The 24,321-nt window shown below is 51.2% G+C and carries 25 protein-coding genes and 1 tRNA gene; 15 read left to right on the top strand and 11 right to left on the bottom strand.

What is annotated here, in order from left to right; translation table 11 throughout:
• Nucleotides 1-15 precede the first annotated feature (15 nt).
• Nucleotides 16-2,133 (bottom strand): carboxy terminal-processing peptidase, encoded by a 2,118-nt coding sequence (locus V9K92_RS16215; RefSeq protein WP_115052348.1) that lies wholly within the window; start codon nucleotides 2,131-2,133, stop codon nucleotides 16-18.
• A gap of 174 nt (nucleotides 2,134-2,307) precedes the next feature.
• Between V9K92_RS16215 and V9K92_RS16210 the strand changes: the two genes are divergently transcribed.
• A complete protein-coding gene (locus V9K92_RS16210) occupies nucleotides 2,308-2,760 on the top strand; it encodes a paraquat-inducible protein A (protein WP_337354439.1) in 453 nt (150 codons plus the stop codon).
• A gap of 94 nt (nucleotides 2,761-2,854) precedes the next feature.
• Here the strand turns inward: V9K92_RS16210 and sciP are convergent, their stop codons facing one another.
• A complete protein-coding gene (gene sciP / locus V9K92_RS16205; protein ID WP_008124404.1) occupies nucleotides 2,855-3,130 on the bottom strand; it encodes a CtrA inhibitor SciP in 276 nt (91 codons plus the stop codon).
• A 302-nt stretch (nucleotides 3,131-3,432) separates the two neighbouring features.
• Here sciP and mnmA point away from each other — a divergent pair, with 302 nt between their 5' ends.
• Nucleotides 3,433-4,623, top strand: coding sequence for a tRNA 2-thiouridine(34) synthase MnmA (gene mnmA / locus V9K92_RS16200; protein WP_337354438.1), 1,191 nt, complete (start codon nucleotides 3,433-3,435; stop codon nucleotides 4,621-4,623).
• A gap of 30 nt (nucleotides 4,624-4,653) precedes the next feature.
• Here mnmA and V9K92_RS16195 read toward each other — a convergent pair whose 3' ends face one another.
• Nucleotides 4,654-5,778: a DegT/DnrJ/EryC1/StrS family aminotransferase gene (locus tag V9K92_RS16195; protein WP_307286208.1), complete on the bottom strand. Its 1,125-nt coding sequence runs from the start codon at nucleotides 5,776-5,778 to the stop codon at nucleotides 4,654-4,656.
• A 164-nt stretch (nucleotides 5,779-5,942) separates the two neighbouring features.
• Nucleotides 5,943-6,905, bottom strand: coding sequence for a Gfo/Idh/MocA family protein (locus tag V9K92_RS16190; RefSeq protein WP_115053217.1), 963 nt, complete (start codon nucleotides 6,903-6,905; stop codon nucleotides 5,943-5,945).
• Between the two features lie 356 nt (nucleotides 6,906-7,261).
• Between V9K92_RS16190 and V9K92_RS16185 the strand changes: the two genes are divergently transcribed.
• Nucleotides 7,262-7,338, top strand: a tRNA-Met gene (locus V9K92_RS16185).
• Between the two features lie 245 nt (nucleotides 7,339-7,583).
• On the opposite strand, the gene V9K92_RS16180 is transcribed toward V9K92_RS16185, so the two are convergent.
• Nucleotides 7,584-8,042: a hypothetical protein gene (locus V9K92_RS16180; protein ID WP_337354437.1), complete on the bottom strand. Its 459-nt coding sequence runs from the start codon at nucleotides 8,040-8,042 to the stop codon at nucleotides 7,584-7,586.
• 18 nt (nucleotides 8,043-8,060) lie between these two features.
• On the opposite strand from V9K92_RS16180, the gene V9K92_RS16175 reads away from it, so the two are divergent.
• The 9 genes from V9K92_RS16175 (at nucleotide 8,061) to V9K92_RS16135 (ending at nucleotide 15,886) form a co-directional block, all read left to right on the top strand.
• A complete protein-coding gene (locus tag V9K92_RS16175; protein WP_337354436.1) occupies nucleotides 8,061-8,885 on the top strand; it encodes an alpha/beta fold hydrolase in 825 nt (274 codons plus the stop codon).
• A gap of 430 nt (nucleotides 8,886-9,315) precedes the next feature.
• Nucleotides 9,316-9,924 carry a class I SAM-dependent methyltransferase gene (locus tag V9K92_RS16170; protein WP_337354435.1) on the top strand — a complete coding sequence of 203 codons (609 nt, stop codon included), beginning with the start codon at nucleotides 9,316-9,318 and terminating at the stop codon, nucleotides 9,922-9,924.
• Nucleotides 9,925-10,023: 99 nt separating this feature from the next.
• Nucleotides 10,024-10,428, top strand: a complete 405-nt coding sequence (locus V9K92_RS16165; RefSeq protein ID WP_307279718.1) for a lysozyme inhibitor LprI family protein — start codon at nucleotides 10,024-10,026, stop codon at nucleotides 10,426-10,428.
• A 20-nt stretch (nucleotides 10,429-10,448) separates the two neighbouring features.
• Nucleotides 10,449-10,823, top strand: a complete 375-nt coding sequence (locus V9K92_RS16160; RefSeq protein ID WP_336439671.1) for a VOC family protein — start codon at nucleotides 10,449-10,451, stop codon at nucleotides 10,821-10,823.
• Between the two features lie 387 nt (nucleotides 10,824-11,210).
• Complete coding sequence (locus tag V9K92_RS16155) at nucleotides 11,211-12,056, top strand: WcbI family polysaccharide biosynthesis putative acetyltransferase (RefSeq protein WP_115052341.1); 846 nt, start codon at nucleotides 11,211-11,213, stop codon at nucleotides 12,054-12,056.
• The gene (locus V9K92_RS16150; protein ID WP_337354434.1) at nucleotides 12,053-13,105 is read left to right on the top strand and encodes a GSCFA domain-containing protein; all 1,053 of its coding nucleotides are present in this window, start codon (nucleotides 12,053-12,055) and stop codon (nucleotides 13,103-13,105) included. Before V9K92_RS16155 ends, V9K92_RS16150 begins: the two co-directional genes overlap by 4 nt.
• Before the next feature lie 21 nt (nucleotides 13,106-13,126).
• Nucleotides 13,127-13,984, top strand: a complete 858-nt coding sequence (locus V9K92_RS16145) for a WcbI family polysaccharide biosynthesis putative acetyltransferase (RefSeq protein ID WP_337354433.1) — start codon at nucleotides 13,127-13,129, stop codon at nucleotides 13,982-13,984.
• A gap of 89 nt (nucleotides 13,985-14,073) precedes the next feature.
• The gene (locus tag V9K92_RS16140) at nucleotides 14,074-14,832 is read left to right on the top strand and encodes a class I SAM-dependent methyltransferase (RefSeq protein WP_115052338.1); all 759 of its coding nucleotides are present in this window, start codon (nucleotides 14,074-14,076) and stop codon (nucleotides 14,830-14,832) included.
• A 46-nt stretch (nucleotides 14,833-14,878) separates the two neighbouring features.
• The gene (locus V9K92_RS16135; protein WP_337354432.1) at nucleotides 14,879-15,886 is read left to right on the top strand and encodes an FkbM family methyltransferase; all 1,008 of its coding nucleotides are present in this window, start codon (nucleotides 14,879-14,881) and stop codon (nucleotides 15,884-15,886) included.
• A 3-nt stretch (nucleotides 15,887-15,889) separates the two neighbouring features.
• Here V9K92_RS16135 and V9K92_RS16130 read toward each other — a convergent pair whose 3' ends face one another.
• Nucleotides 15,890-17,377: a carboxypeptidase M32 gene (locus V9K92_RS16130; RefSeq protein WP_337354431.1), complete on the bottom strand. Its 1,488-nt coding sequence runs from the start codon at nucleotides 17,375-17,377 to the stop codon at nucleotides 15,890-15,892.
• 221 nt (nucleotides 17,378-17,598) lie between these two features.
• Here V9K92_RS16130 and V9K92_RS16125 point away from each other — a divergent pair, with 221 nt between their 5' ends.
• Together V9K92_RS16125 and V9K92_RS16120 are read left to right on the top strand one after the other, a co-directional pair.
• Nucleotides 17,599-18,525 carry a Gfo/Idh/MocA family protein gene (locus V9K92_RS16125; protein ID WP_336439667.1) on the top strand — a complete coding sequence of 309 codons (927 nt, stop codon included), beginning with the start codon at nucleotides 17,599-17,601 and terminating at the stop codon, nucleotides 18,523-18,525.
• Nucleotides 18,526-18,602: 77 nt separating this feature from the next.
• Nucleotides 18,603-18,956, top strand: a complete 354-nt coding sequence (locus V9K92_RS16120; RefSeq protein WP_115052334.1) for a hypothetical protein — start codon at nucleotides 18,603-18,605, stop codon at nucleotides 18,954-18,956.
• An 18-nt stretch (nucleotides 18,957-18,974) separates the two neighbouring features.
• Here the strand turns inward: V9K92_RS16120 and V9K92_RS16115 are convergent, their stop codons facing one another.
• Nucleotides 18,975-19,715: a putative nucleotide-diphospho-sugar transferase gene (locus V9K92_RS16115; RefSeq protein WP_115052333.1), complete on the bottom strand. Its 741-nt coding sequence runs from the start codon at nucleotides 19,713-19,715 to the stop codon at nucleotides 18,975-18,977.
• A 169-nt stretch (nucleotides 19,716-19,884) separates the two neighbouring features.
• On the opposite strand from V9K92_RS16115, the gene V9K92_RS16110 reads away from it, so the two are divergent.
• Entirely contained in the window at nucleotides 19,885-20,517 is a 633-nt protein-coding gene (locus V9K92_RS16110) for a LysE family translocator (RefSeq protein ID WP_336439665.1), read from the top strand.
• 104 nt (nucleotides 20,518-20,621) lie between these two features.
• Here V9K92_RS16110 and V9K92_RS16105 read toward each other — a convergent pair whose 3' ends face one another.
• The 4 genes from V9K92_RS16105 to V9K92_RS16090 form a co-directional block, all read right to left on the bottom strand.
• The gene (locus tag V9K92_RS16105; RefSeq protein WP_336439664.1) at nucleotides 20,622-21,698 is read right to left on the bottom strand and encodes a Tim44 domain-containing protein; all 1,077 of its coding nucleotides are present in this window, start codon (nucleotides 21,696-21,698) and stop codon (nucleotides 20,622-20,624) included.
• A gap of 143 nt (nucleotides 21,699-21,841) precedes the next feature.
• Nucleotides 21,842-22,510: an HAD family hydrolase gene (locus V9K92_RS16100; RefSeq protein WP_336439663.1), complete on the bottom strand. Its 669-nt coding sequence runs from the start codon at nucleotides 22,508-22,510 to the stop codon at nucleotides 21,842-21,844.
• Nucleotides 22,511-22,601: 91 nt separating this feature from the next.
• A complete protein-coding gene (locus V9K92_RS16095; RefSeq protein ID WP_307279745.1) occupies nucleotides 22,602-23,375 on the bottom strand; it encodes a molybdopterin-binding protein in 774 nt (257 codons plus the stop codon).
• Nucleotides 23,372-24,244 (bottom strand): cytochrome b/b6 domain-containing protein, encoded by an 873-nt coding sequence (locus V9K92_RS16090; RefSeq protein WP_336439662.1) that lies wholly within the window; start codon nucleotides 24,242-24,244, stop codon nucleotides 23,372-23,374. Before V9K92_RS16090 ends, V9K92_RS16095 begins: the two co-directional genes overlap by 4 nt.
• Between the last annotated feature and the right edge of the window lie 77 nt (nucleotides 24,245-24,321).

The raw sequence follows: 24,321 nt of genomic DNA, 5'->3' as shown, positions 1-24,321 counted from the left end.
CTCGAGCGAGCGCACCTATTGCTTTACCGCTTTTCCTGCCGTGCTTGAGGAGCCATTCGTAAGCGCCGTCACGTCCACGAGTATGTGAGCAGATTCTTCGAGCAAAACGTCCTTGGCATTTTTCAATGCTTTCTCACTTGCAATGTCAGCGCTCAGGCTGCGCTCATTGGCCTGAAGTCCGTCTTCCTGAAAGGCCGCGTCGAGCGGTGTCACACCATCAGCCTTCTCGCGGGCTTTGATACGGCTCAACTGCTGCTCGCGCTCATTACGTCGTTCTGTTTCGTTCAGCGAGATCGCTTTTTGTTTCCGACGACGTTCGAGTTCAGCCGCATCTTCCACGAGACGTTGGAAATCCTTATCCTTTGTCACGCGCTCATTATGTAACGTCTGCACCTGGGGCAGCAGGTCCTTAATGTCACCGAGCTGCTTATAATCAGCCTTTTTAATCTGAAGCCATGGCAGAGCATTGTCATAGCTCGCCTCCCCCAAATTTTCGAGATCGGAAAAACCCGGCAAACTAATATCGGGTACGACGCCCCTTAGCTGCGTGGTGCCGCCATTTATGCGAAAGAACTGGGCGACCGTCATTTTCAGTTCGCCGAATTCGGGCTTGGAATTGTTGGCCTCTTCGTCAAGATTGACCACGGTTTGTACGGTGCCTTTGCCAAAGCTAGGCTCACCAATAATGATGCCACGGCCATAATCCTGTATTGCTGCTGCGAAGATTTCCGATGCGGAGGCCGATCCGCGATTGATCAGAACGCCAAGCGGGCCTGTCCAGGCTGCTGAACGCGTGTCGGAACCATTCACCTTGATCTGGCCTTCATGGTTGCGCTGCTGAAGGACTGGCCCCTTGCCGACAAAAAGCCCTGTCAACTCGATTGCTTGCGGCAGCGACCCACCGCCATTATTACGCAAATCGATAATCACACTATCAACCTGCTCTTTCTTCAGTTCAGTCAACAGTCTGGAAACATCTCGACTGGCGCTACGGTAATCCTTGTCACCTCTGCGGCGGGCATCGAAATCTTCGTAGAAAGTCGGTAGGGTAATGACGCCAACCTTATTGGTCACATCGCCATTCTTTACCTGCAATACGGTCTTCTTCGCAGCCTGCTTCTCCAGGTTAATGGTATTGCGAACAAGGCTGATCTCGCGATGTTTGCCATCAGGTCCGGCGTCGGATGGAAATATGCTGAGACGAACCACCGTGTCTTTTGTGCCCCGGATGAGTTTTACCACATCTGGAAGCGGCGTTCCGACAACGTCGACCATTTCGCCGTCCTTGCCCTGTGCAACGCCAACGATTCTGTCACCCACGCCCAATTGCCCGGATAGCTGAGCTGGACCACCTGCGACCAGCTCGCGAATGGTTGTGTACTCTTCGCGCTCCTGTAGGACAGCGCCGATTCCTACCAGCGAAAGACGCATGGAAATATCAAAATCCGACGCCGCCGTAGGTCCAAAATAGTCCGTATGAGGCTCTATTGAGTTTGTATAGGCATTCATGAATATCTGGAAAACATCTTCACTTTTGTATTTGTAGGCGCGGGAAAGCGAATTGGCGTAACGCTTTTCGAGCGTTTTGCGGATGGTTGCATCATCATTTCCAGCCAACTTCAAACGCAGCCAATCATTCTTGACGCGCTTGCGCCATAGATCGCGACTTTCTGCTTCGGTCTTCGGCCATGCCTCATCGTCACGAACAATTGGAAAATCTTCCTTGGTGCTGAAATCGAAATTTTGCTTCAGCAAGTCGCGAGCATAGTTGAGACGTTCCACCACGCGCTGTTCGTAAAGGTTGAAAATGGTAAAAGGGATCGTCAGATCCTCACCATAAATACCGTCATCCAGCTTGTCTTTATCGGCATTGAAGACATCAATATCCGCTTGCGAGAAGAAAAACTTCTCCGGATCAAGCGATTTGATATAGCGATTGAGGATTTTCTCGGAAAGCTCGTCGCCCAGTGGCACAGTCTTATAGTGATATTGGATAAGAAATTGCGCGCTTAAATGCGCAGCTTGCGCCTGCTCAGTCAAAGGCTTCAGTACCGGTGGCGCACCGCTCTCCAGAGCAAAGGCAGAGGTTGCCAATCCAATGAAAACCAGAAAAAAGCCGATTTTAGTACGCATATGATTTTCTATCCAATATCTGTGCTTATCGAGACTGTATTACGTCTGTATCGCGTTTGTTCACGTCCGGCCAGAAATTAAAGGCGCAGGCGTTGCCGAAAATTGCTTTGCTCTGGATAGATGCAACCATCCTGTGCCATAGCCCTGACAGGCTAACTGGAAACTCTGTTGTCAATGCGATCAATTGTTCCGTTACTTCTGTTTATTGCTATATTCACATTGGCACTCGGTCTGACCATGCCCCTGATGAATGTCAGTAAACTGTATTTCTTTGAAGAAAACCCGTCACTGCTCGGTATCATACAATCCCTGTGGGGCGGCGGCGATCAATTGCTCGCAATAATTGTCGCACTCTTTTCCGTCGTTTTGCCAATCACAAAGCTTGGAGTGGCTCAAATGACGGTTCTGCAGACCACCCCCGCAAGACACAAATGGCGCCATTCCGTTGCGTTCCTGTCGAAATGGTCAATGTTGGACGTGTTATTGGTGGCTTTGGTGATTTTCGGCGCCAAGACCAGCGGCCTCGCCACTGCGATTGCTCAACCTGGCCTGTGGTTTTTCACCATATCCGCCATACTTTCGGCTGTTGCCACCCATTTCGTTGTGCTCAAGGATGCCGAAAACTAGCGACTGACTGCCCCTACGATACACAAGCAAATCGGTCAAAAAGGAAAAGGCTGATCCGAAGACCAGCCTTTTCCACGTTTATAGGCACCATCATCTAATGACGATATTGCTGTATCCGGGTCGTTCGAAGACCTGCCAAGCCGTGATCCGAGATCGACGACTGCCAGGACAGGAACTCTTCCACCGTTAGTGTATAGCGTTGGCAGGCTTCCTCAAGACTGAGAAGACCGCCGCGTACAGCGGCAACCACCTCGGCCTTGCGGCGAATTACCCAACGCCGCGTGCTAGCGGGTGGAAGATCGGCGATGGTCAGCGGGCTGCCATCCGGGCCGATTACATATTTTACTCTCGGTCGAACAAGATCGGTCATTGTACTCTCTACACTTAACTTCAAGACCTATCGCAGCTGACAATACATGCAGGGCTTTAATAATTGACTAAACACGTAGTCACTCTCTGGTAACTTCGGTTAATGGAATCATATTGTTTTTGTTAAACTTTAGCCGAACCCGCCAAGCAGCTGATCAAAGTTCCGGACAAGCAGGCGAAACAGACTTCGCGGGAAAAAATAGTTGTGATGCCGGTTCTTGTTGGCAGGCTCTCCCATTTCACCTATATAGAGCGGACATCAGCCATGCGCTTTTATGCCGCTGCATCCAATTGGAATTGCTTATGACACTGAACAGTCTCGATCTACCGGCTCGGCCGGAAGACACTCGTATCGTCGTTGCCATGTCCGGCGGCGTGGATTCCTCTGTTGTCGCAGGCATTCTTAAACGCCAGGGCTATGACGTTGTTGGCGTAACCTTGCAACTTTATGATCATGGCGCCTCGACTCACCGTGCTGGTTCCTGTTGTGCCGGCCAGGATATCGAAGACGCGCGCAGGGTTTCCGAGCGCATTGGCATCCCCCACTACGTACTCGATTACGAAGCGCGCTTTCGTGAAGCAGTCATCGATCCCTTCGCTGCCAGCTATGTTAGCGGCGAAACGCCGATTCCATGCGTGTCCTGCAATCAGACCGTGAAGTTTGCCGATCTGTTGCAAACAGCCCGTGACCTCGGTGCCGACGCCCTTGCAACAGGTCATTATATTCGCAGCCGTGCAAATGGTGCGCATCGCTCGCTGTTCCGCCCCGTAGACACCGATAAAGACCAGAGCTATTTTCTGTTCGCCACAACGCAGGAACAAATCGATTATTTGCGCTTTCCACTCGGTGGACTGACCAAGGCGGAGACGCGTGCCATCGCCGAAGAACTTGGCCTGACCGTTGCCAATAAGCAGGATAGCCAAGACATCTGCTTTGTCCCGCAAGGCAAATATTCCGACATTATCTCGAAATTAAAGCCGGAAGCGGCAAATCCCGGCGACATTGTCCATATAGATGGCCGCGTGCTTGGGCGGCATGAGGGTATTGTCCATTACACTATCGGTCAGCGTCGCGGAATTGGCGTCGCCACAGGCGATCCATTGTATGTCGTGCATCTCGACGCTGCCAATGCGCGCGTGGTCGTTGGCCCACGCGAAGCGCTTGAGACCCGAAAAGTCTATTTGCGCGACGTCAATTGGCTCGGCGATGAAGCATTGACCGACATCTCGGAAAACGGTGTCGAAATTTATGCCAAAGTGCGTTCAACACGCCCGCCCCGCCCTGCAGTTCTACATCATCAGGCTGGTGAAACATGGGTGGAACTGGTTGATGGCGAAAGCGGTATTGCACCGGGCCAGGCCTGTGTTCTTTATTCCGACGACAGCGACACAGCCCGCGTTTATGGCGGCGGCTTCATCGGCCGTTCGGAACGCGCTCCACAGGCCGAAGCTATGCTCAAGAAGTTGGCCGCACAGAGCAGCCTGCACGCCTGATCACATCATCATATTTGAGAAATTGGGGCCTCAGGCCCCTTTTTCATGAAAGTCCCGGATTGTAGCAATGATCCTGTCTTGATCATCCGCGCTGAGATAAGGATGCATCGGCAGGCAGAGTATATTCTTCGGCAAAGTTTCTGAAACCGGAAGCCCGCCCGGTGCGCGGCCATAATGCTTATATGCATCCTGCAAATGCAGAGGCTTCACGTAATAAATAACCGAAGGAATGCCGTTCGCTTGCAGATGTGCTTTCAGCCCATCACGGTTTTCAGTTTCGATAGCATATTGTGCCCAGGCTGAACGCGAACCTTCCGGCATGACAGCAACCTTGGCAATATCCTTCAAGCCTGCAGCATAGCGCTTGGCAACAACCTGCCGCGTTTCCATCTCATCTTCAAGAATTGCCAGTTTTTCGATGAGGATCGCCGCTTGAATCGTATCCAGTCGCGAGTTCAGGCCGATGCGCACATTGTCATATTGGGTTTCGCCTTTGCCGTGGAAAAGCACGGACCGCATTATTTCGGCCAACTCGCCATTATTGGTAAACATCGCGCCGCCATCGCCATAGCAACCAAGTGGCTTTGCCGGATAGAAACTGGTTGCGCCGACGTCTCCAAAGGCACCGCACATGGCATTGTCACGTTTGCCGCCAATAGACTGCGCAGCATCCTCGATAACAAACAGGCCTTCTTTGGCGGCGACTGCCGAAATGGAGGTGTAATTCGCAGCCAGGCCAAACAAGTCAACGGGAATAACCGCCTTAGGCTGCAACCGGCCTTCGGCCCGGACCGCATCAACCGCTGCCTGTAATTGCTCAACATTAATGTTGTAGGTGTCGGGATCGACATCGATAAACACCGGCTCCGCACCGACCAATGCAACAACTTCGGCTGTTGCAGCAAAGGTAAAGCTTGGAACAAACACCGCATCGCCAGGACCAATGCCCTTGGCCATCAGTGGAATTTGCAGCGCATCCGTGCCGTTAGCGCAGGCAACGACGTGTTCAACGCCGATATAATCGGCCAGGCGTTTCTCAAATTCGGCGACTTCCGGACCGAGAATATATTTGCCTTCACGCACCACTTTAGCGATGGCCGCGTCAAGTTTGCCGCTAATCCGTTCACGCTGTGCGCCGAGATCGATGAACTGCATCATTGCTCCAATAAAAGTTTCCCGCGAATCCATTGCGGGCGAGATCTAGGCAACTCTTTAAAAGGGCGGATCGACAACCGCCAGATGTTGCCGTTCAAAGTTTGCCTCTTCTTGTAACAAGGCGTGGCCGTTCTAACAACGCCGATCCCGGAGGGCAAGGAAGGTTAGCCGGCCTTGTTGTGAGCCACGGTGCCTGCCGTCAGGATACGCAAGACGCGAACGGCCTCTTCGCCATCGGTTTTCGGCTCTTCACGCGTTTGGATGCTGTGAATGAAGCTTTGGCATTCGCGCGTCAGCGGCATTCCTTGCGCGACCTTGATATAGCTTGGCTCTTCCGTGGTCGAAGCCCACTGGCCATTATCCTGCCAGATCGAATGTTTGTAGACAGCCAGCTTGCGGTCCCACGGCTCCATATCGTCGAAAACTGCCATGGCCTTGGTCCCGACCACCGTCAAGCGGCGCTCGCGATAGGGATTAAGCCGCGAGGCAAACAGATGCCCCCGCACATTGTTTGGAAACCGCAGATGAAGATGGGCGAAATCACTCAAATGATCCAGAACCGCTGCACCCTCGCCCCGCACTTCCAATGGCTCGGTGCCGGTGATTGCAAGAATCATCGACAAGTCATGCGGCGCAAGATCCCATAGCGCATCATTTTCCGTATGAAATTTTCCAAGACCCAGTCTGTGCGAGTGGATATAGCGAACATCACCAAGATCGCCGACCTTGATCAATTCCAGCAACTTCTCAAAGGCCGGATGAAAACGAAGAACATGGCCAACCATGAAGATGCGATTATTATCGCGGGCAGCCTTCACGGCTGCCTCCGCATCAGGCACGGTCAAGGCAATCGGCTTTTCGACAAGAACGTCTTTACCGTTGTTTACGGCGCGTATTGCGGCTGCAGCGTGAAACTGCGGCGGCAGTGCCATGACGATGGCATCAACGTCAGGATGAGTGAAAAGGTCTTCGACCTCAATATGCAATACACCCTGCTCGGCAGCAAAGCCCGCAGCGCGATCGCTATTTTGATCAGCCACGGCGTAAAGCGCGCCGAGGCTTTTCAACGTACGGATATGATTGCTGCCCCAATAACCACAACCGAGCACTGCAATTCGTGGAGCCATCTTTTCAGCCTTGTTCATGTCCGCATGCAATATCTGGAGCAACTAACGAACACAAGTGTTGCAAACATGGCTACCAAAGAATTCACCCCATACAGTGGACAAGCATGGTAAATATTGTTGTGACCAACGGCGAAAAGGAACGCGATTGGATAGATTTTCCCGGTTTTTCATAGACGGTAACTGTGATGAATCGGTTTTCGGACAATTTCTGGACTTGCTGGTAGAGAAGATTGCTTGACAGGCCCATTCCACCCACATATATCCGCCCACGTCCCTGTCGCCCGTCTTCGGCGAATGACAGTGCGCTCCCAGGTCAGCTTTATGAGGCAGCCATTTACGGATCGCAAGACATATGGGGCGAAGTAGCTCAGTAGGTTAGAGCAGAGGAATCATAATCCTTGTGTCGGGGGTTCGAATCCCTCCTTCGCTACCATTCCCCTAAAGAGTAGGTATTTCAATAAGTTATAGTGAAATGACTGTAGCACGCCACGCTGTAGCTGTAGCGCGCCGCGCGTTTCTGATTTTTTGCCACCCGATTTTAGAACAGACGCTTTTTTTGAAGGGCCTTAAAGTTCTCCTTAAAGGCCCTTCAAAGCATCTTTGATTCTCACAGATCGCAACGGGCTATGTTTTTGTCGCCACTGTAGGGTGACCTGATTTGCAGCTTCCAGCCCTCAATCATCCATCGGAGCAGTTCTCAAAACCGCCAACATAGGCGGGGAAGGCATGGCTAAGCTCTGCGCCGCATCTTTCCTTTGCGCCACTTTTCCAGCTTACCGGTAGGCGGCGGGCGGCCTGCCGTTTCGACGTAAATGCCCGCTTCCTTGGCCCCTCAATAAAGGCCATGCGAGCAACGCCGGGGGACATTTTGCCATCATAACATTTGACGAGCGTGTGCTTGGCTATATCCAGCTTTCGGTATCTGTGCCCGGACACTCGTTCACAATGAACTCCGCCGCCTGCATGACTGAGGTTATGACCTTCATCTTGCTGAATTGACTTAGCAAATATGCTTATTTGAGCAATATTTTCTGACGATATGTTTGATGTTACGCTCAATGAAAATACTTTGGGGAGTGCGGCCAGCAGGTAGGCAAACGCAACCGAGGTTGCGAAGTACAGCATGAGATCGTTCAACCTTGTCAAGGAGAGCAAATGTCTACAATCACCACCAATGACGGCGTCGAGATATTCTATAAGGACTGGGGCACTGGCCAACCTATTGTCTTCAGTCACGGTTGGCCACTCTCGGCCGATGACTGGGATGCACAGATGATATTCTTCGTGAATCATGGCTTTCGCGTCATTGCACATGATAGGCGCGGACACGGCCGCTCCGCTCAGGTCGGTGATGGTCACGACATGGATCACTACGCCGATGACCTTGCCGCACTGACGGAAAAACTTGACCTTAGAAACGCCATTCACGTCGGGCATTCGACTGGCGGCGGTGAGGTGGTACACTATATCGCGCGCCACGGCGAAGCTCGGGTAGCAAAGGCAGCCATTCTAAGTGCCGTACCACCGCTCATGGTGAAAACCGATGCCAATCCGGATGGCTTGCCGAAAGATGTATTTGATGGTTTTCAAGCACAGCTCGCTGCAGGCCGTAGTGAATTCTATCATGCCGTGGCTGCGGGCCCCTTCTATGGCTACAATCGGCCAAACGCCAAACCTTCGGATGCAGTGATCAATAATTGGTGGCGTCAGGGAATGATGGGTGGTGCCAAGGCACATTACGATGGAATTGTTGCTTTCTCGCAAACCGATTTCACCGAAGACCTCAAGAAAATCACGGTTCCCGTGCTTGTGATGCACGGCGACGATGATCAGATTGTGCCCTATGCTGATTCAGCACCATTGTCGGCAAAGCTTTTGAAGAACGGGACGCTGAAGACCTACGAAGGCTTTCCGCACGGGATGCCGACGACACACGCCGAGATCATAAACTCGGATCTTCTGGCATTTTTTCGGTCATGATGCGCGATAGGGCCGACCAACTAATCGGCCCTGCCACCTCCAACCTTTTGCTCTGGGTAAGAGGCCATCCCGTTTGGGAACGACGATCATCATGAACCATCGCCCTCGGATGCCGCAGGCTCGATCGACATAGGCGAATTCCCGGAAAATTGTCCACGCCATCTTCGGGCTCCGCCGGAATCGTTGCATCCGGGCTTTTCTGGCGTGATTTGTATTGTTGCCCCCAATCATTGCTCCTAGGTTTCCAGGAGTTTCATATTGCAGGGGGGATGAATTCATCGACACTCCGGTAGAGAATGACAGCGACCCAATTGGAACCGCGTTAAAAGATGTTTGGATAAACATCCAAGGTTGGGTAGGCAGCCGGGTACCCCATGTTCTGAAGCTCATCAGGGAGATTCAGCTGGAAGATAATGTTGTTGGCGATATCGTGGAAATCGGTGTGCACCACGGCAAACTATTTTTCCTTATGGCTTCCACAGCAAGACCGAATGAGAAATGCATTGCCATCGACCTTTTTGACGACCAGGAGAAAAATCTTGATCATAGCGGGAAAGGGTCATTGTCGATGTTTAACCAGCATCTCGACAGTTATTTTTCCCACCTGAAGCGGCAGGTCACAGCAATTTCGGCTGACAGCATGTCATTTACACCGGCAACCATCCGACAACGGCTAAAAAGCTCTGGTGTGCGACTTTTTTCGGTCGATGGCGGTCATACGGTCAAGCATGTAATCAATGATATGACGCTCGCTCAGGAAATGATCGTACCCGGCGGCGTCATCCTGCTTGATGATTTCCTCGGTCCACATTGGCCTAGTGTTTCGGAAGGCTTCTTTGAATATATGCGCGTTGCAAACCGCCGCCTTGCACCATTTCTGATTTTTCAGAACAAGCTCTTTCTAACCACCTATTCTGAGCACCCCCAACTATTGGCCAAGTTCCGTAAGCTGATTGATCGCGATCTGATGCATGAGGTTCATACGAACAAATGGCGATATGCACAGATTGGCGAGCATACGGTGCTTTGTTTCGCCTAGAGCAAATTTTGCGCTGGCCGATTGGCTCAACAATCCTGTTTCAGTTTGATATGACTGCCGAGTCGGCGTTGATCCGTTGTTCAGAGGGAGAGAGAAGCAATGAAGGTTCTGTTTATGGCGTCAGCCATATTTCTCGGAGGAATTTCACTCGCACATTCTCAGCAAAACTGTGGCGATAAGACCAATCAGACCGACATGAATATTTGTGCCGGGCAAGCTTATTCCAAAGCTGACGGAGAACTCAATTCGGTCTACAAGCAGATTGCAGGACGATTAAAGGGTGATCCGGACACCGCAAAACTGTTGGTGGCTGCACAAAAAGCCTGGATTGGATTTCGAGACGCGGAATGCAACTTCTCAAGTTCGACTGTTCAAGGTGGAACAGCATACCCTTTTATCTCGAATTCTTGCCTCTATAATAAAACTCGATCCCGTATTCAGGAATTGAAACTATACCTCAAATGCACGGATGGAGACATGGACTGTCCTGTTCCAGCAAAATAGCGAGGCAACAAGGAGGTCCAATGTTTGATCATGTCAAATTCGGCGTTAGCGATTATGCTGCGAGCAGGGCATTTTTTGTCGAGGCATTAAAACCGCTGGGAGTAACTATCGTCGCCGAGGGCGAGCCTTCATACGGTATTGAGCTTAGCGCTGGGAGCGAGGCTTCATTGTGCCTGTTCGAAACCCAGGAAAAGCCAGCGCATATTCATTTGGCTTTCGCGGCAAAAACCCGCCAGGAAGTCGACGCGTTTTATCATGCAGCTTTGGAAGCTGGTGGCAAAGATAATGGTGCGCCTGGTCTTCGCCCCCATTATCACGTCAATTATTATGCTGCCTTTGTCATCGACCCTGACGGACATAATATCGAGGCCGTTTGCCACGCGCCGGAGGCATAACGCACATAACCCCGGTATCACCGGATACCGGGGTCGCTTAAACTTCACGCTTTAAAGGTCATCTGACAGTTCGCTGTTGCGAAACGATGCGACGAAAACTTCTGCGTCAGCCGTAGGTTGGGCACTGCCGCGCTTAGGCCAGCGGCCATTTACCAAGTCTTCAAAGGATAATGTACGACGGTCGTATTATGACGCGTTAAGACGCAATCTGTATAGATTTATAAGTCTCCAAAAGGCTTATCTCGGATCAACGTCGTAATTTGACAATGATTTACAGCCGTTCATGAGAATTCCGACGAGTTTTGTAAGCAATGGAACCATTCCGCAGCTATCGAATATAGCGTTGTGTAACAGTCACTTTGAAGAGAGCGTCCCTTGGAAAAATGGTTGCTGATTTCGAACTGCAATACATATGGATTGGCAAACTCCTTAAAGCTTCTCAGTAACAGTTTCACCTTGGACTGTTTCGATGTCTTCGAACTGATGAAAAATCTCGAAAAGTACAAGGAAACCATGCCGGGATATGATAGGGTTATTATAAATCCTGCCATTCAATTCGTAGAATATGATTTTTCTCTTCTGAAAAACGTCAGCCGAATTCCCGGTATCGACTTTGATGCCTATCATCCGGATCTTTGTTATCTTTTTGCGGACGGACAGCGCATTTATGGCCCGACGGCCGGCTATCATTCCATGCTGGTTTTTGCCGCTTTTGAAGCGGGCTATAGTGTCGAGAAAACCGAGCGGCTATTTCGGCGGGAAATATTCGAACAGTGCGGATTTCTTTCACGATGGGAGCCGGAACGGGACCGGCTTATGAAAGTTTTTTCATTCTTCAATCTCGATATAGCGGCGCCGTTCAGATCATGGTCTCGCGGCCAGTCCTTCATGTATGGCCTCGGTCACCCAAAGGCTGGGCCAATTCACGATGTTGCGAGAGTATTTCTTGAATCGATCGGCATTGAGACAAACAAATCTGACCTTGTACCCCACGACACCTTGGTCGACGGCATATGCCTTCCAGTCTACCCGGAAATTGCGGAAACATTCGGCTTTCGCGGATCGCGCATGTTCAAGGTTCTGGGCGAATACCGGTTGATGTCACTGGAAGAGTTCATTCAAAAAAGTTTTGAGGTCTATTCTAAATGGGCACCGGGCGAAGTTGCAGCCGAATATTTCTTTGCTGACCGATACAATCACGTCAAAAATATCATAGCGGAGGCGGACAAATGACCAACCCCTACGTCGGAATCAAGGATTATCAGTTGTGGCGGCGTTCGGTTGCGCGAGTGGAAACCCATCTTTTTGATCCGGTTGAAAATCCCCGGTACAAAATCGACAGTGCAATGAAAATTGCCACGGCCGGAAGCTGTTTCGCCCAACATATCTCTCGTCAGATGCAGCGGATAGGTTTCCATTATTTGATTGCAGAATCCGGTGAAGACCTGCCCCCTCAGGAGCGTATTTCCCGCAATTTCGGGGTGTTTTCTGCGCGTTACGGAAATCTCTATACTGCCCGCCAGCTCTGGCAACTTTTTGAGGAAGTTTTTGAGGGAAGAACACCACTGGAAACCGCCTGGCGGCGTAAGGACGGCAAATTTGTCGATCCATTTCGTCCGCTCATTGAGCCGGACGGCTATGAGACGGAAGAAGCCGTCAGGGAAGCACGCCGCGCCCATCTTAAAGCAGTTAAATCCGTATTTCTCGATTCAGATGTTTTCGTTTTCACGCTCGGTCTGACCGAAGCATGGCGATCGAGATCCGATGGCTCTGTTTTTCCGCTGGCACCTGGCGTCAACGCTGGTGCTTACGATGCTGAAAAATACGAGTTCATCAATTTCAACGTTGCTGACGTTGATATGGATATGACTCTTTTTCTGGAAAAGCTGAAAGCGGTCAATCCTCGCGTTAAGGTGCTGCTCACTGTCTCTCCAGTACCGCTAGTCGCTACCTATGAAGACCGAAGTGTCCTTGTTTCCACCACCTATAGTAAATCCGTTTTGCGGGTAGTTGCCGAACAGATGTTGGCGCGTTTTGATTGGGTGGACTATTTTCCCTCCTACGAGATCATAACCGGCAGCTATGCGGGCGGCTTGTATTATGAGGACGATTATCGAGAGGTAAACTCAATCGGTGTGGCGCATGCCATGCGCTGCTTCGTCAAAAATTATGTGTCTCAACCGGAAGAAGAAAAGACGGCGGCGACAATGTTGCCCCTTCCGGAAGCACCGCAACGCAATGTCATTTGCGATGAACGCGAGATCGAGATGATGCGCCCGTAACCCCGAACTCGAGAACCTGTCATGGATAATTGGCTACTCGTTTCCAACTGCAATACATTCGGACTCGCGAACTCATTGCGATTGCTCACCAATGGCATCAAGATCGATCACGCCGACTATTGGTCGTTCCGCAACAAGCTTGATGACTATAAACAAACGCTGTCCCAATATGCGAAAGTAATCATTCACCCCGACATTAATGGCCTCGCCTATGATTTTTCAGCATTGGACAATCTCAGCAAGATACCGTCCATAAAGTTTGATGCTTATCACCCGGACCTTTGCACGGTGGTAGCGCGGGGAGCAATGTTGGATAGCCCCTTGGGGCCATTCCATTCAATGATTGTGCTTGCCGCCTATCAAGCCGGATACGATGTTCAAACAACAACGGCGCTCTTTCGTCGCGACGTATTTGAACGATGCGGTTATTTCACACGATGGGAAATCGAGCGAGATCAGCTTCTGAAAACCTTCATTAATCACGGGCTCGATATTTCGGGCAAATTCAGGGTTTGGACACGCGGCGATTGCTTCATGTACGGAATCAATCACTCCAAGGCGCGTCCGATACACGATATCGCGCAATTATTTCTTGAAAAATGCGGCATCGAGCCCAATTGCACAGATCTTGTGCCAGCAGACGTGATGACTTCAGGAGCATGCTATCCGGTCTACCCGGAAATAGGAGAAGTTTTCGGCGTGAGAGGCTCTTACATGTTCAAGGTGCCCCAGGAATATAAGCAAATTTCCCTGGAGCAATTCATCGAACAGAGCTTCGGAATATACTCCAGATTGGCGCCGGACCCATTTCTTCCCGAAGTTCAGTACACCAACCGCCACAACTTGGTAAAATCAGTCCTTATGGAGGCGCTGCATTGATGTTATTTAATACTAGAAATACTTTGCTGAGATATATGTAAAATACTTTTAATTGCCTGAAATGAGTTGACTGGATCGAGGGGAACTCCATGCGCAATACAAATGAAGACTGGGAGAAACTGGCTCAAGACAATGCCTATTGGGCCGTATTGACAGAAGACCAGTTCAAATCGAAAAAATTGACAAAAAAAGATGCAACTGAATTCTTCGCCACAGGTCAGACTGATATCGCCAATTTGTCCAAGCTTATTAAAAGTCTGGTTCCGGAATTTGAGGTTCCCACTGAATCGATCATTGATTTTGGCTGTGGGGTAGGAAGACTGCTGATCCCCCTCGCCGAGCAGTCAAAAAATGCCATTGGCATCGATATTTCTGAAACGATGCGAAATATTGCGCTGAAAAATTGCGCCAATCGCGGGTTGAAAAACGTGCGCTGCGTCGAGTCACCCGAGGTCCTTGTCAAGGAAGGTGTCAAAGTCGATTGGCTCAATAGCTATATTGTTTTGCAACACATTGAACCGCGCCGGGGCTATTTTATCATCAATGATCTTTTGCAATGTGTGAAGAGTGGCGGCGTTGCTTCGCTGCACGTTCCGCTGTTCAAAACCGCAAACCGCGCCGAGTATTATAACGACCGGATGATGTATTTCCGCAATGATTACTACAAAAATGAAACCGTTTTCATCGACAGGGATAATTATGATCACCCTGATATTCAAATGTATGATTACGACGCGAACACGGTGATGGCACTGTTTCACAAGAACCAGATGACCGATGTACATCTGATCCATGACCGTTCAACGACGGGAATTCACGCTTATTATTTCATAGCCCGGCGAGCCTGATCCTGTGAGCCTTGGTCACTGATTTCTGAAGTAACGTGATGGCAACATGACTGATCTTGGCGATATTCTGAACTGTTATAAATTCATCCTCGGACGTGATGCCAACGCCGAGGAGAAATTGAAAATATCGGACAATCTGTCCTCTCTTTGCACGATTTCCCTTGAGCAGCACCGCAGAAACTTCTTCGCCTCATCCGAATTTCATCAGCGCCATGCCGAGATCATATTCAACAATTTTGTGCCCAAAAGCGTCGAGTTGCTGTTCGAGACGACCAACAGTTTCAAGATATATCTCGATCTGCGTCAGTATCACATGACGTTTGGTATTTTCAGCGGCGGATATGAGAAGTTTGACATCGACATCATGAAAGCTGTCACACCGGACAATGGTACATTTTTCGATGTAGGCGGCAATGTCGGCTATTACTCGCTTTCGATTGCTACAAAGCCGGGGTTCAACGGGAAAGTGGTCTCGTTTGAACCGCTACCTCATCTATGGAATCTTTTCAGCAAGTCGATCCTTGCAAACAAGCTTTCGAAAACGGTCAAAGTATATCAACTGGCTCTCGCAGATCAGCCTGGCGAGATGGAACTCAACACAGCGGAATATTCGGTCAACGCCGGAGCGACAAGTCTGGTAGCGGGGTCAGGCAATACAAAATCCGAGCGGAGCACAAAGGTGGAGACACTGGACGTGATGGCAAAAGGGCTAAAGCCGGATTCCATCAAGGTCGATATTGAAGGCGCAGAGGGCCTGTTTTTGGATGGCGCAACAAACACGATCCCGGCATACAGTCCCACAATGCTCATCGAGATAAACCGCGACGTTCTTGCCAATTTGTCAAAGACGACGCCCGGCGGAATTTACGACAGGCTGATAGGTTGGGATTATCAGATATGGGAAGTTCTGAATGGGAGGATCAATCGATTGCCCGACGTTCAGGCAATCGATTCCGCTTTTCCATCCGGACGGGTTGCCAATATTCTGGCCATTCATCCAAGCCGCAAGAAAGAAGTAGCCAGGCAGTTGGCCAAACTATCGCTGAAGCTATAATATTCAGGCAGCCCCATATCTGCTGCGCAGATGCCCTATGAAGTGGCTGGCATCCAACTTTTCACCAGTAGCCCGCTCAAGCAGCTCCGGCGTGGACCAGCGTGAGCCTTGCGACCAGATTTTCTCACGTCGCCAATCATTGATCTTCGTGAAGTTGCCTTCCGCAAGATCGTTGTTCGCTGTCGGGTAGTCGCGTATCAGCGCGGCCCATTGCTGTGCTGCCATCATTGCGCCGAGCGTGTATGAGGGGAAATAACCAAAAGCACCCGCGGGCCAATGCACATCCTGCATCGGTCCATCCCCCGGTGTATCAATCGTGGACAGACCCAGATATTCACGCATTTTCGCGTCCCACGCTTCCGGAAGATCGATGGTTTGCAGTTTGCCCGCAATAATCTCTTCTTCCAGCTCATATCGCAGGATAACGTGAAGCGGATAAGTCACTTCGTCCGCATCGACGCGGATCAACCCGCGCCCTACATGATGCACATGCGGAAGGATGTCTTCCAAAGACCATGTCTCATTCAGATATTGGGCAATAACCGGGAGTGCCCACCGCCAAAATGCCGGATTGCGGCCTATCTGTTTCTCCACGAAAAGGCTTTGACTCTCATGCATTGCCATTCCCCGTGCTCTGCCGAGCGGCCAATGCGACCAATCTTTCGGTAGATTCTGCTCGTAAAGCGCATGACCTGTCTCGTGCAGGACGCCCATGAGCGCTGAAAGGAATTCGCTTGTCTTGTAACGCGTGGTGATACGCACATCGCTTGGCACGCCGCCACAAAACGGATGATGTGAAACTGAAAGACTTCCGTGCGCCAAATCAAAGCCGGTTGCCGCCATGATTGCCAGTCCGAGCTCTCGCTGTTTTTCGACGGGATAAACTCCGGACAAAGCTTTTACGGGGCGTTTGGCCGCCCTCTCCTCCTGAACAGCCAATGCCTCGGAAACAAAATCTTTCAGGAAATTTTTCAACTCCGAGAAAACCGGACCAATCGTGGCGGTACGGGCACCCGGATCATGTTGCTCGATCATTGCATCATAAGGCGTAAGTCCTAACGCCTGTGCACGCAGAGCCGCCTCCTCACGGGCCAGTGCAATAACGCCGTCGAGCGCGGGCACAAAACCAGCCCAATCGTTTTTTGCCCGCAGGTCCCGCCATAATTGTTCACAGCGCATCCGCGCATTTGTCTGACGCTCGACAAACTCAACAGGCAGGCAAGTCAGATTTGTGTAATGGCGCCGGAACTCACGCACGGCGGCAAGCTGTTCATCACCAAGCGTTTGCGCTTCAGCATCAGCAATCCAATCGGCGATTTCTGGAGCTGTTGCTTGTCTGTGATACATTCCCGCAAGCGCTGCCATTGCTTCGGCACGTTTTTCACCACCTCCGACGGCCATGTGCGTGGCCTCATCGGCCCCCAGAATTGCCAGCGCATGCTCAAGCGCTTCGAGCTTGCGGCCATGATCGTCGATTTTCTGGAAGGACATTCTGTTTCTCGCATAACTGATTCAACTCAATATCGGACAGGACTCCAATTTTCTTCCAAGTGCAAGATTGAACTCACCCATGTGGGTGTTGAGCACCATGCCGTTGATACACAGTTTATCGCGTGCCCCACTTGCCGCTGCGCGATTTCCGCATTACCTCTGCTGAAAAATCAGTGCACTTCAATCGCTTGATGCGATGACGGAAAAAGAGGAACGTCGCTATGCCCACAATCAATCTGGCAATCGTCGGCGTTGGCAAAATTGCCCGGGATCAACACCTGCCTTCCATAGAGAGAAATGCTGACTTCACGCTGGTGGCCGCAGCAAGCCGCAACGGCACTGTAGACGGCATCCCCAATTTTACCACCATGAAGGCCATGTTCGAGGCCGTCCCGACTATCGACGCTGTGTCCTTATGCATGCCGCCGCAGTTTCGTTACGACGCCGCTTACGAAGCCATTCTAGCGGGCAAGCACGTCTTTCTTGAGAAGCCGCCGGGGGCGACGTTGAGCGAAGTTGAGAGCCTGGCATCTTTGGCAAATGAAAAAGGCGTTTCGCTCTTTGCCAGTTGGCACTCCCGCTATGCTCCCGGTGTCGAAGCAGCGAAATCCTTCCTTGGCTCCAATACGCTCCAAAGTGTTCACATCGTCTGGAAGGAGGATGTCCGGCATTGGCACCCCAACCAGGACTGGATCTGGCAGGCTGGCGGCCTTGGCGTTTTTGATCCGGGCATTAATGCCCTGTCGATCCTTACCCATATCATGCCAAACCCGGTATTCATCAGAAGCGCGACACTGGAATTTCCAGAGAACCGGCAAGCGCCGATTGCTGCCGATCTGAAAATGACCAGTGCTATTGGGACGCCTGTTCATGCAGAATTCGACTGGCGCCAAACTGGCAAGCAGACATGGGATATCATAGCCGAAACATCTGCTGGCCAGATGATCCTGATTGATGGAGGATCGAAGCTTACCATTGGCGGCAAGGCTGTTACCTTGCCGGAAGAAGCCGAATATCCTGAGCTTTACCGGCGCTTTGCCAATCTGGTAAAGAATGGCAAATCCGATGTCGACATCGCCCCGTTACGTCATGTGGCAGACGCATTCATGATGGGTGAGCGCGCCTTTGTAGAGCCCTTTCACGATTGAAAATTCAAGCATCGCGCCACAACCGCGATTTGATGTATAAATAACTGACGACATTCTGAAAGCAATGAAAGCTCCCGATGGAACCGACCGAACCGGAACAGATTGACGAAGATGCGAACTGGGAGGCATTGACCAATTTCATCGAGGAGTCGGGCATTAACATTGATCGCGGGCAACGTTGCCGTTTTGATGCGTTGGTTTCATTTCGCAGCGACAGAAATGTAGATGAACAGACGCGGGTCCATATCAGCTTTCGCGATGATGATGTCTCGGCGATTCGCTTCAGTGAAGCCGGTCAACTCAATCCAGTCTTCGTTCATACGGAATTCCGCATGACTACATCCATTATCAAGTTTGAGAATAGCGAATTGAAGATAATGGGAACATCGCCAAAAGTCGGCCGCTATAAAGTGCGCATTTTGCCGAATTAGAGCCTTAGGGTCCGGACCCTATGACTTGGTTCGATCCGAGTCTTTTTCTTGCATCAAAATACGGTCAATCATCTCTACGCGATCTCTGCGACGTTGGAGGCGTTTGCCGACAAAGCCAAACCATCTGGGCTTGTTGCGCGCCTCACGACTTGCCTGAAGCTGCTCTATGTAAACTGCGTCTACCGGAACATTCGACAAACGATCAAATATCCAACAAAAAGCCACTGGAATATGCCGGACGTCGAATTGCGGAGCATCTGCAGCGGCATCTTCTGCTATGATTTGCTCCAATACTACCTGATCCCAGATATCTGGATTGGCATTGCAACGATCCTTCCACATCTCCATCAGAATCAAAGCTGCCGGCGTATCATTGATCAGAATGGTTGCTGCGATCAGCTTTTTGACACGCGGATCATAATGTACTGCAACATCTCCCATATATTCTTCCAGGGCTGGCCATGGATCGCGGTGAAATACAGCATCGACGTCGACATAAAGCAAAGGACCTCGTCTTGCGCGACGTTCGTTGAACAAAAACTCCGCTTTCATGGAAGCGTTCCGCACCCAGCTCCCGGCACTGTCCACCGCCGTCATAGCCACGGATAACCCCAGCCGGATTGCCGAGGCCGACATACGTTGAGCTTCCCGCTCGTAAAATGAATCCCGCGTGTAAAAGGCCACAACCAAATTATTGCTTTGCTTGGTGCTTGCGGCACGAATTGCCGCTTCCTTGCTGTCAGGAAAATGAACGAGCATTGCCCGATGGGCTGATGACGAAGCTCGAAATCTATTTATCAATCTGGTGATCACAAATTTTTCTTTCCTGGGGTTCTCGTCAGCTTTAGAGATCAGAAACAAGACATTTGTCTGACTATCATTGCAAGCCGATTCGATTCCATAAATATTCCTCCTAAAGGACTTGGTCATGCCTCCTCTGGATACTTTAATTGCTTTTCTGGTAACCACTGCCGTCTTTGCTTTCATCCCCGGCCCGGCAATGCTTTACGCGGCTGCGCAAACAATAGCCCGTGGCCGCTGGTCAGGGCTTATGGCATCGCTCGGGATTCATCTTGGTGGATATATTCATGTCATCGCGGCAGCAGCGGGCCTTTCCGTGCTTTTTCACGCCGTTCCCCTGATCTACATGGTGGTTAAATTTGCTGGCGCAATTTATTTGATCTGGCTGGGAATTTCACTTTTCCGCACCAAAACACACAGTGAAATCGCGTCGGCTCCCATTGAACAAAAGTCTGGCAAGCGCGCCTTTCTCGAAAGCATAACCGTTGAGGTCCTCAATCCAAAAACGGCAATTTTCTTTCTTGCGTTCCTGCCTCAATTTATCGATCCCTCTGCTGCATTTCCTGTCTGGGTGCAGTTCGTTCTCCTTGGAACAATCGTCAACATGGTGTTTTCGTCCGCAGACCTTTTGTGCGTGTTTCTTGCGGGTGCAATGCTCAGCCGATTGCAACGCTCCAGCCGGGCTCAAAAGCTCATGCAACGTGCTGGTGGTGCCATTCTTGTGGGCCTTGGCGCACATCTCGCTTTGCAAAAAAGCTAGAAGCAAGGCTTATCGAGATGATCTTGCTTGGGATGTGTCGGGCTGGGCAAAAAAAGGCCCGGTCCACGTGGAGTGGAACCGGGCCGCATTTCGTTCAGATTTGATCAGGCCGCGTCCTGAATGGCGGCGAGCTTCCATTCTTGACCGCTCTCGCGCACAAATGTCCAAATTTCCGTTGTCTGGCTTGGTACGCCTTCGTCGCCATTGACCACGCGCCCTGTGTTGCGGTCGAGCATGGCATCAATGCTGGAATAGCGCAGCGCGGCTGTCGCATAATCCCTGTCACCCTCGGCCCATGCTTCAGCAATGTCGCTCTGGACGAGCTTGACATCGGTCACGCTGTTACGCAGTCCATCGGTGGCATTTTGACCAAGTTCCTCGGCAAGATACGACATGGCTTCCGGCGTCGTGATCTTGCGCAAGGTTGCATAGTCTTCTTTGCCATACGCAGTTTGCACTTCAGTCAGCAGGGCTTCAAAACGATCAAGATCGTTTTGGGTCAGACCAATTTCATCTTCTGGGACCAGCTTTCCCGGCTGCTGTTTAGCATTGCCTGCAGCACTACTGGCAGCACTGCCCGAGCCAAAACCGTTGCTCGCCGTATCGTTTTGTCTTGATCCTGAACCAATTGTTGGAACGCGCATTGACGAAGACGAGGCTGGCTGGTCGTTAAATGCATTTCGACCGAACGCCTGACCAGCAGCGCCAGCGGGAGCCATTGAAGATGTCTGGCGAGAGCGGAAAAAGCGTAGAGCCAGCATCACGACGCCGACGACCAGGGCAATCTGGATCAGCATGCCGAATAGCCCGGCCATTCCGCCAAACCCGTTCCCGAGAAATGCTCCGATAAGGCCGCCAACCAAGAGGCCTCCGATCAACGAGCGGCCCATTCCGCCGAACAAACCGCCGGGGCGCTGCTGCGTAGCTTGCGTCTGAGCTGCACCGGGCTGAGTCTGCTGGCGCGGTGTCATTGTACGTTCAATAGGCGCTGCATTGGTCGGTGCGGTGCGTGTCGGTGCCGGCGCATCGAATGTTCGCGAGCCACGGCTACCAAATCCGCCGCCGCCACGACGTGCATCAGCCTCATAGACTGCGCTAAAGCTTACAGCCAGTCCAATAACGAGTATCGCGGCAATCCTGCTAAGGGTGGCCCAACTCAGCTTGAATAGTACGAGCGGCATGCAAATCTCCTCAATATGCGTCACGTGACGTTCGCGCTACATATGGGGAAGAACTGCAGGGATTAAAAGGACGAGCCGCAAATTGTGTGAGGGAGATTGATCAATTTTGCGTTTGCTCGGCAAAGCCAATAATGTTCTGCCGATCAATTGCTTTTAACAACAGATAGTCTTCCGTTCAGATCAATCCGCGCAACCACGTTCTCATAATCCGCTATTGTCGCGTGTGTCGTTTCAACTGGATGTTTATGGGTTGCCGTAATCACCATAACATCGGCTTTGGCGGCATCTCCAGCCAGAATACCGGGAATAGCGTCCTCAAAGACGAGACAATCTGAAGCGTCAAAGCCCAGTTTGCGTGCGCCCAACAGATAGCAATCCGGGTTTGGTTTGCCGATCTTGACGTCTTCGGCTGTCACCAATGTGCGCGGCACGGGAATTCCCGCTGCGGCAAGGCGCCGTTTGGCCAGCTCAAGCGGCGAGGACGTCACAATCGCCCATTTTTCAGGTGGCAGGCTTTCCAAAAAACCCGCCGCTCCCGGCAGCGCCATCACGCCAGCTACGTCGTTTATTTCATCTTCCGTTATCTTGGCAGCTTCAACCTCGGGATCAACACCAGGCAATCCCAAACGGCGAATAGTATCAATCGCCCGCACGCCATGCATGGTTGGCATGAATGCCGCCACATCAAGCCCGTGAGACTCGGCCCATTTGCTCCAGACGCGCTCTGCAGCAACGGTGGAGTTGAGAATCGTGCCATCCATGTCAAAGAGGAAGGCTGCATAAGTTTTATCGAAGACGAAAGTTGCGGACACGAAAAATCTCTCTTTAGCGGATTGTGTCGCCTCTTATGTCAGATGATCCGAATATGGCAAAGACCAGCGCCTACTTTTTGGAGGGGCGTACTCAAATACCGGCGTACCATTCATATCCCCGATCTTCCCAGAATCCGCCTTTGCCGGAACCGATGTTCTTGAAACTGTCGACAAGCTCAATTCGCATCAGATATTTGGCATGTTTATATCCGATCTGCCGCTCAACCCGCAGGCGCAAGGGTGCGCCATGGGCGATCTCCAGATCTTTGCCGTTCATACCATAGGAAAGGATTGTTTGCGGATGCCAGGCATCCACCAGATCGATGCTTTCATAGTAAAGACCGCTGCCGTCGAGTGATTGCTCATAATCGTCTGCACAATAGAACACCGCATAACGTGCTCCGGGCGCAAGACCAACCTGTTCCAAAACCAGTCCGAGCGGGACGCCGGTCCATTTGCCGATTGCGCTCCAGCCCTCGACGCAATCATGGCGGGTAATTTGTGTGCGCGACGGCATGGCTTTCAAATCCGCCATGGAGAAGCTCTTGGCCGTCTTGACCATGCCACCAACCTGAAGTCGCCAATTGGCAAAATTACTGTCAACAAGCTGCTTATAGACATCTGTCTCAGGCATTTGCGTTCCATTTGCCTTGAATACAGGTGATAAATCCGCCTCGCTATATTCACGAGCCAGTTGCTGGTTGCCCAAAAGCAGACGCTGAGCGTTCATTGAAAGCCACTCACCTTTCTCAAGAACGGCATTGACGCTTGGGCTTTGAACCAGCGCATCACAGCCCGTCAAAATGCCTGTGGCTGCAATGCCTGAACCAATCAGGAAACGACGCCGTGTGAGATCAATACTCATTTGGTTATCTCCTTATCTGCTTCAGGCTTTAAAGCGTAATAGCCGGTAATCATTGAGCGCATATTGTTCCAGACGCCGGATAAGAGAACCATGGCAATGTGTAAGAATACGAAGACAATGATCAGCGAGGCCGTGATGAAATGAATTGTTCGTGCCGACTGACGGCCGCCAAATACATCCAGCAACCACGGAAAAATTGCATTGAAGCCGGGAGACATGGTGAGGCCCGTCAGCACCATCAGTGGCAACAAGATGAAACCTACCCCGATATAGGCAAGCTTCTGCAAAGAGTTGTAGCGGCGGGCGCTCTCACCTTTCGGAAAACGCAGACGTGCGTGATCGGCAATCTCGTGAGCGAGATGCCTGGGGGTCAACTCACCTTTTTTCGGCAGCAGATCGCGGCGAAAATGCCGGGAGACAAGCCCGTAAAGCATATAGACGAACCCGTTAATGACAAAGAACCAGGCAAAAAAGAAATGCCAGCGTCGTCCTGTGGCGAGATCCTGATAGCTTGGGATTGTCGCCCACGCCGGAAAGGCGCGCGGGGTTAATTCTCCATCGACCTTCGATGCGCCAAGCACTCCAGTTGTTGTAAACTGAAAGGACCCAATGCTGGTCACGCCTTTCATGCTGTCCCCATCGGGATATGCCTCGATGGAAACAAATGCCGGATCAGGCAGAGCATCGGCACCATATTGTCCCCAGTAAAGATGCGGATGGGCGTTGAATATTTGCAAACCGCTCATCAAAAGGAAGCTAAGGCACAAAACATTCAGCCAATGGGTAATCCGCACCGCCAGGGAATGGCGGTAGACCACAGCTCTTTTTGGCTTTTCCTTCAATGCAGTGCCAGTCGTTACACTTGTCATTTTAAGCCTCCACCCGCCCATTATCGCATCTATTCCAACTGTGTATCCCTCCCCAGTTTCGAGGAGAGATCACAATT

The organism is Phyllobacterium sp. CCNWLW109 (assembly GCF_037203905.1).
Lineage (GTDB): Bacteria > Pseudomonadota > Alphaproteobacteria > Rhizobiales > Rhizobiaceae > Phyllobacterium > Phyllobacterium ifriqiyense.
This window is presented reverse-complemented; position numbering and strand designations above follow the sequence as displayed.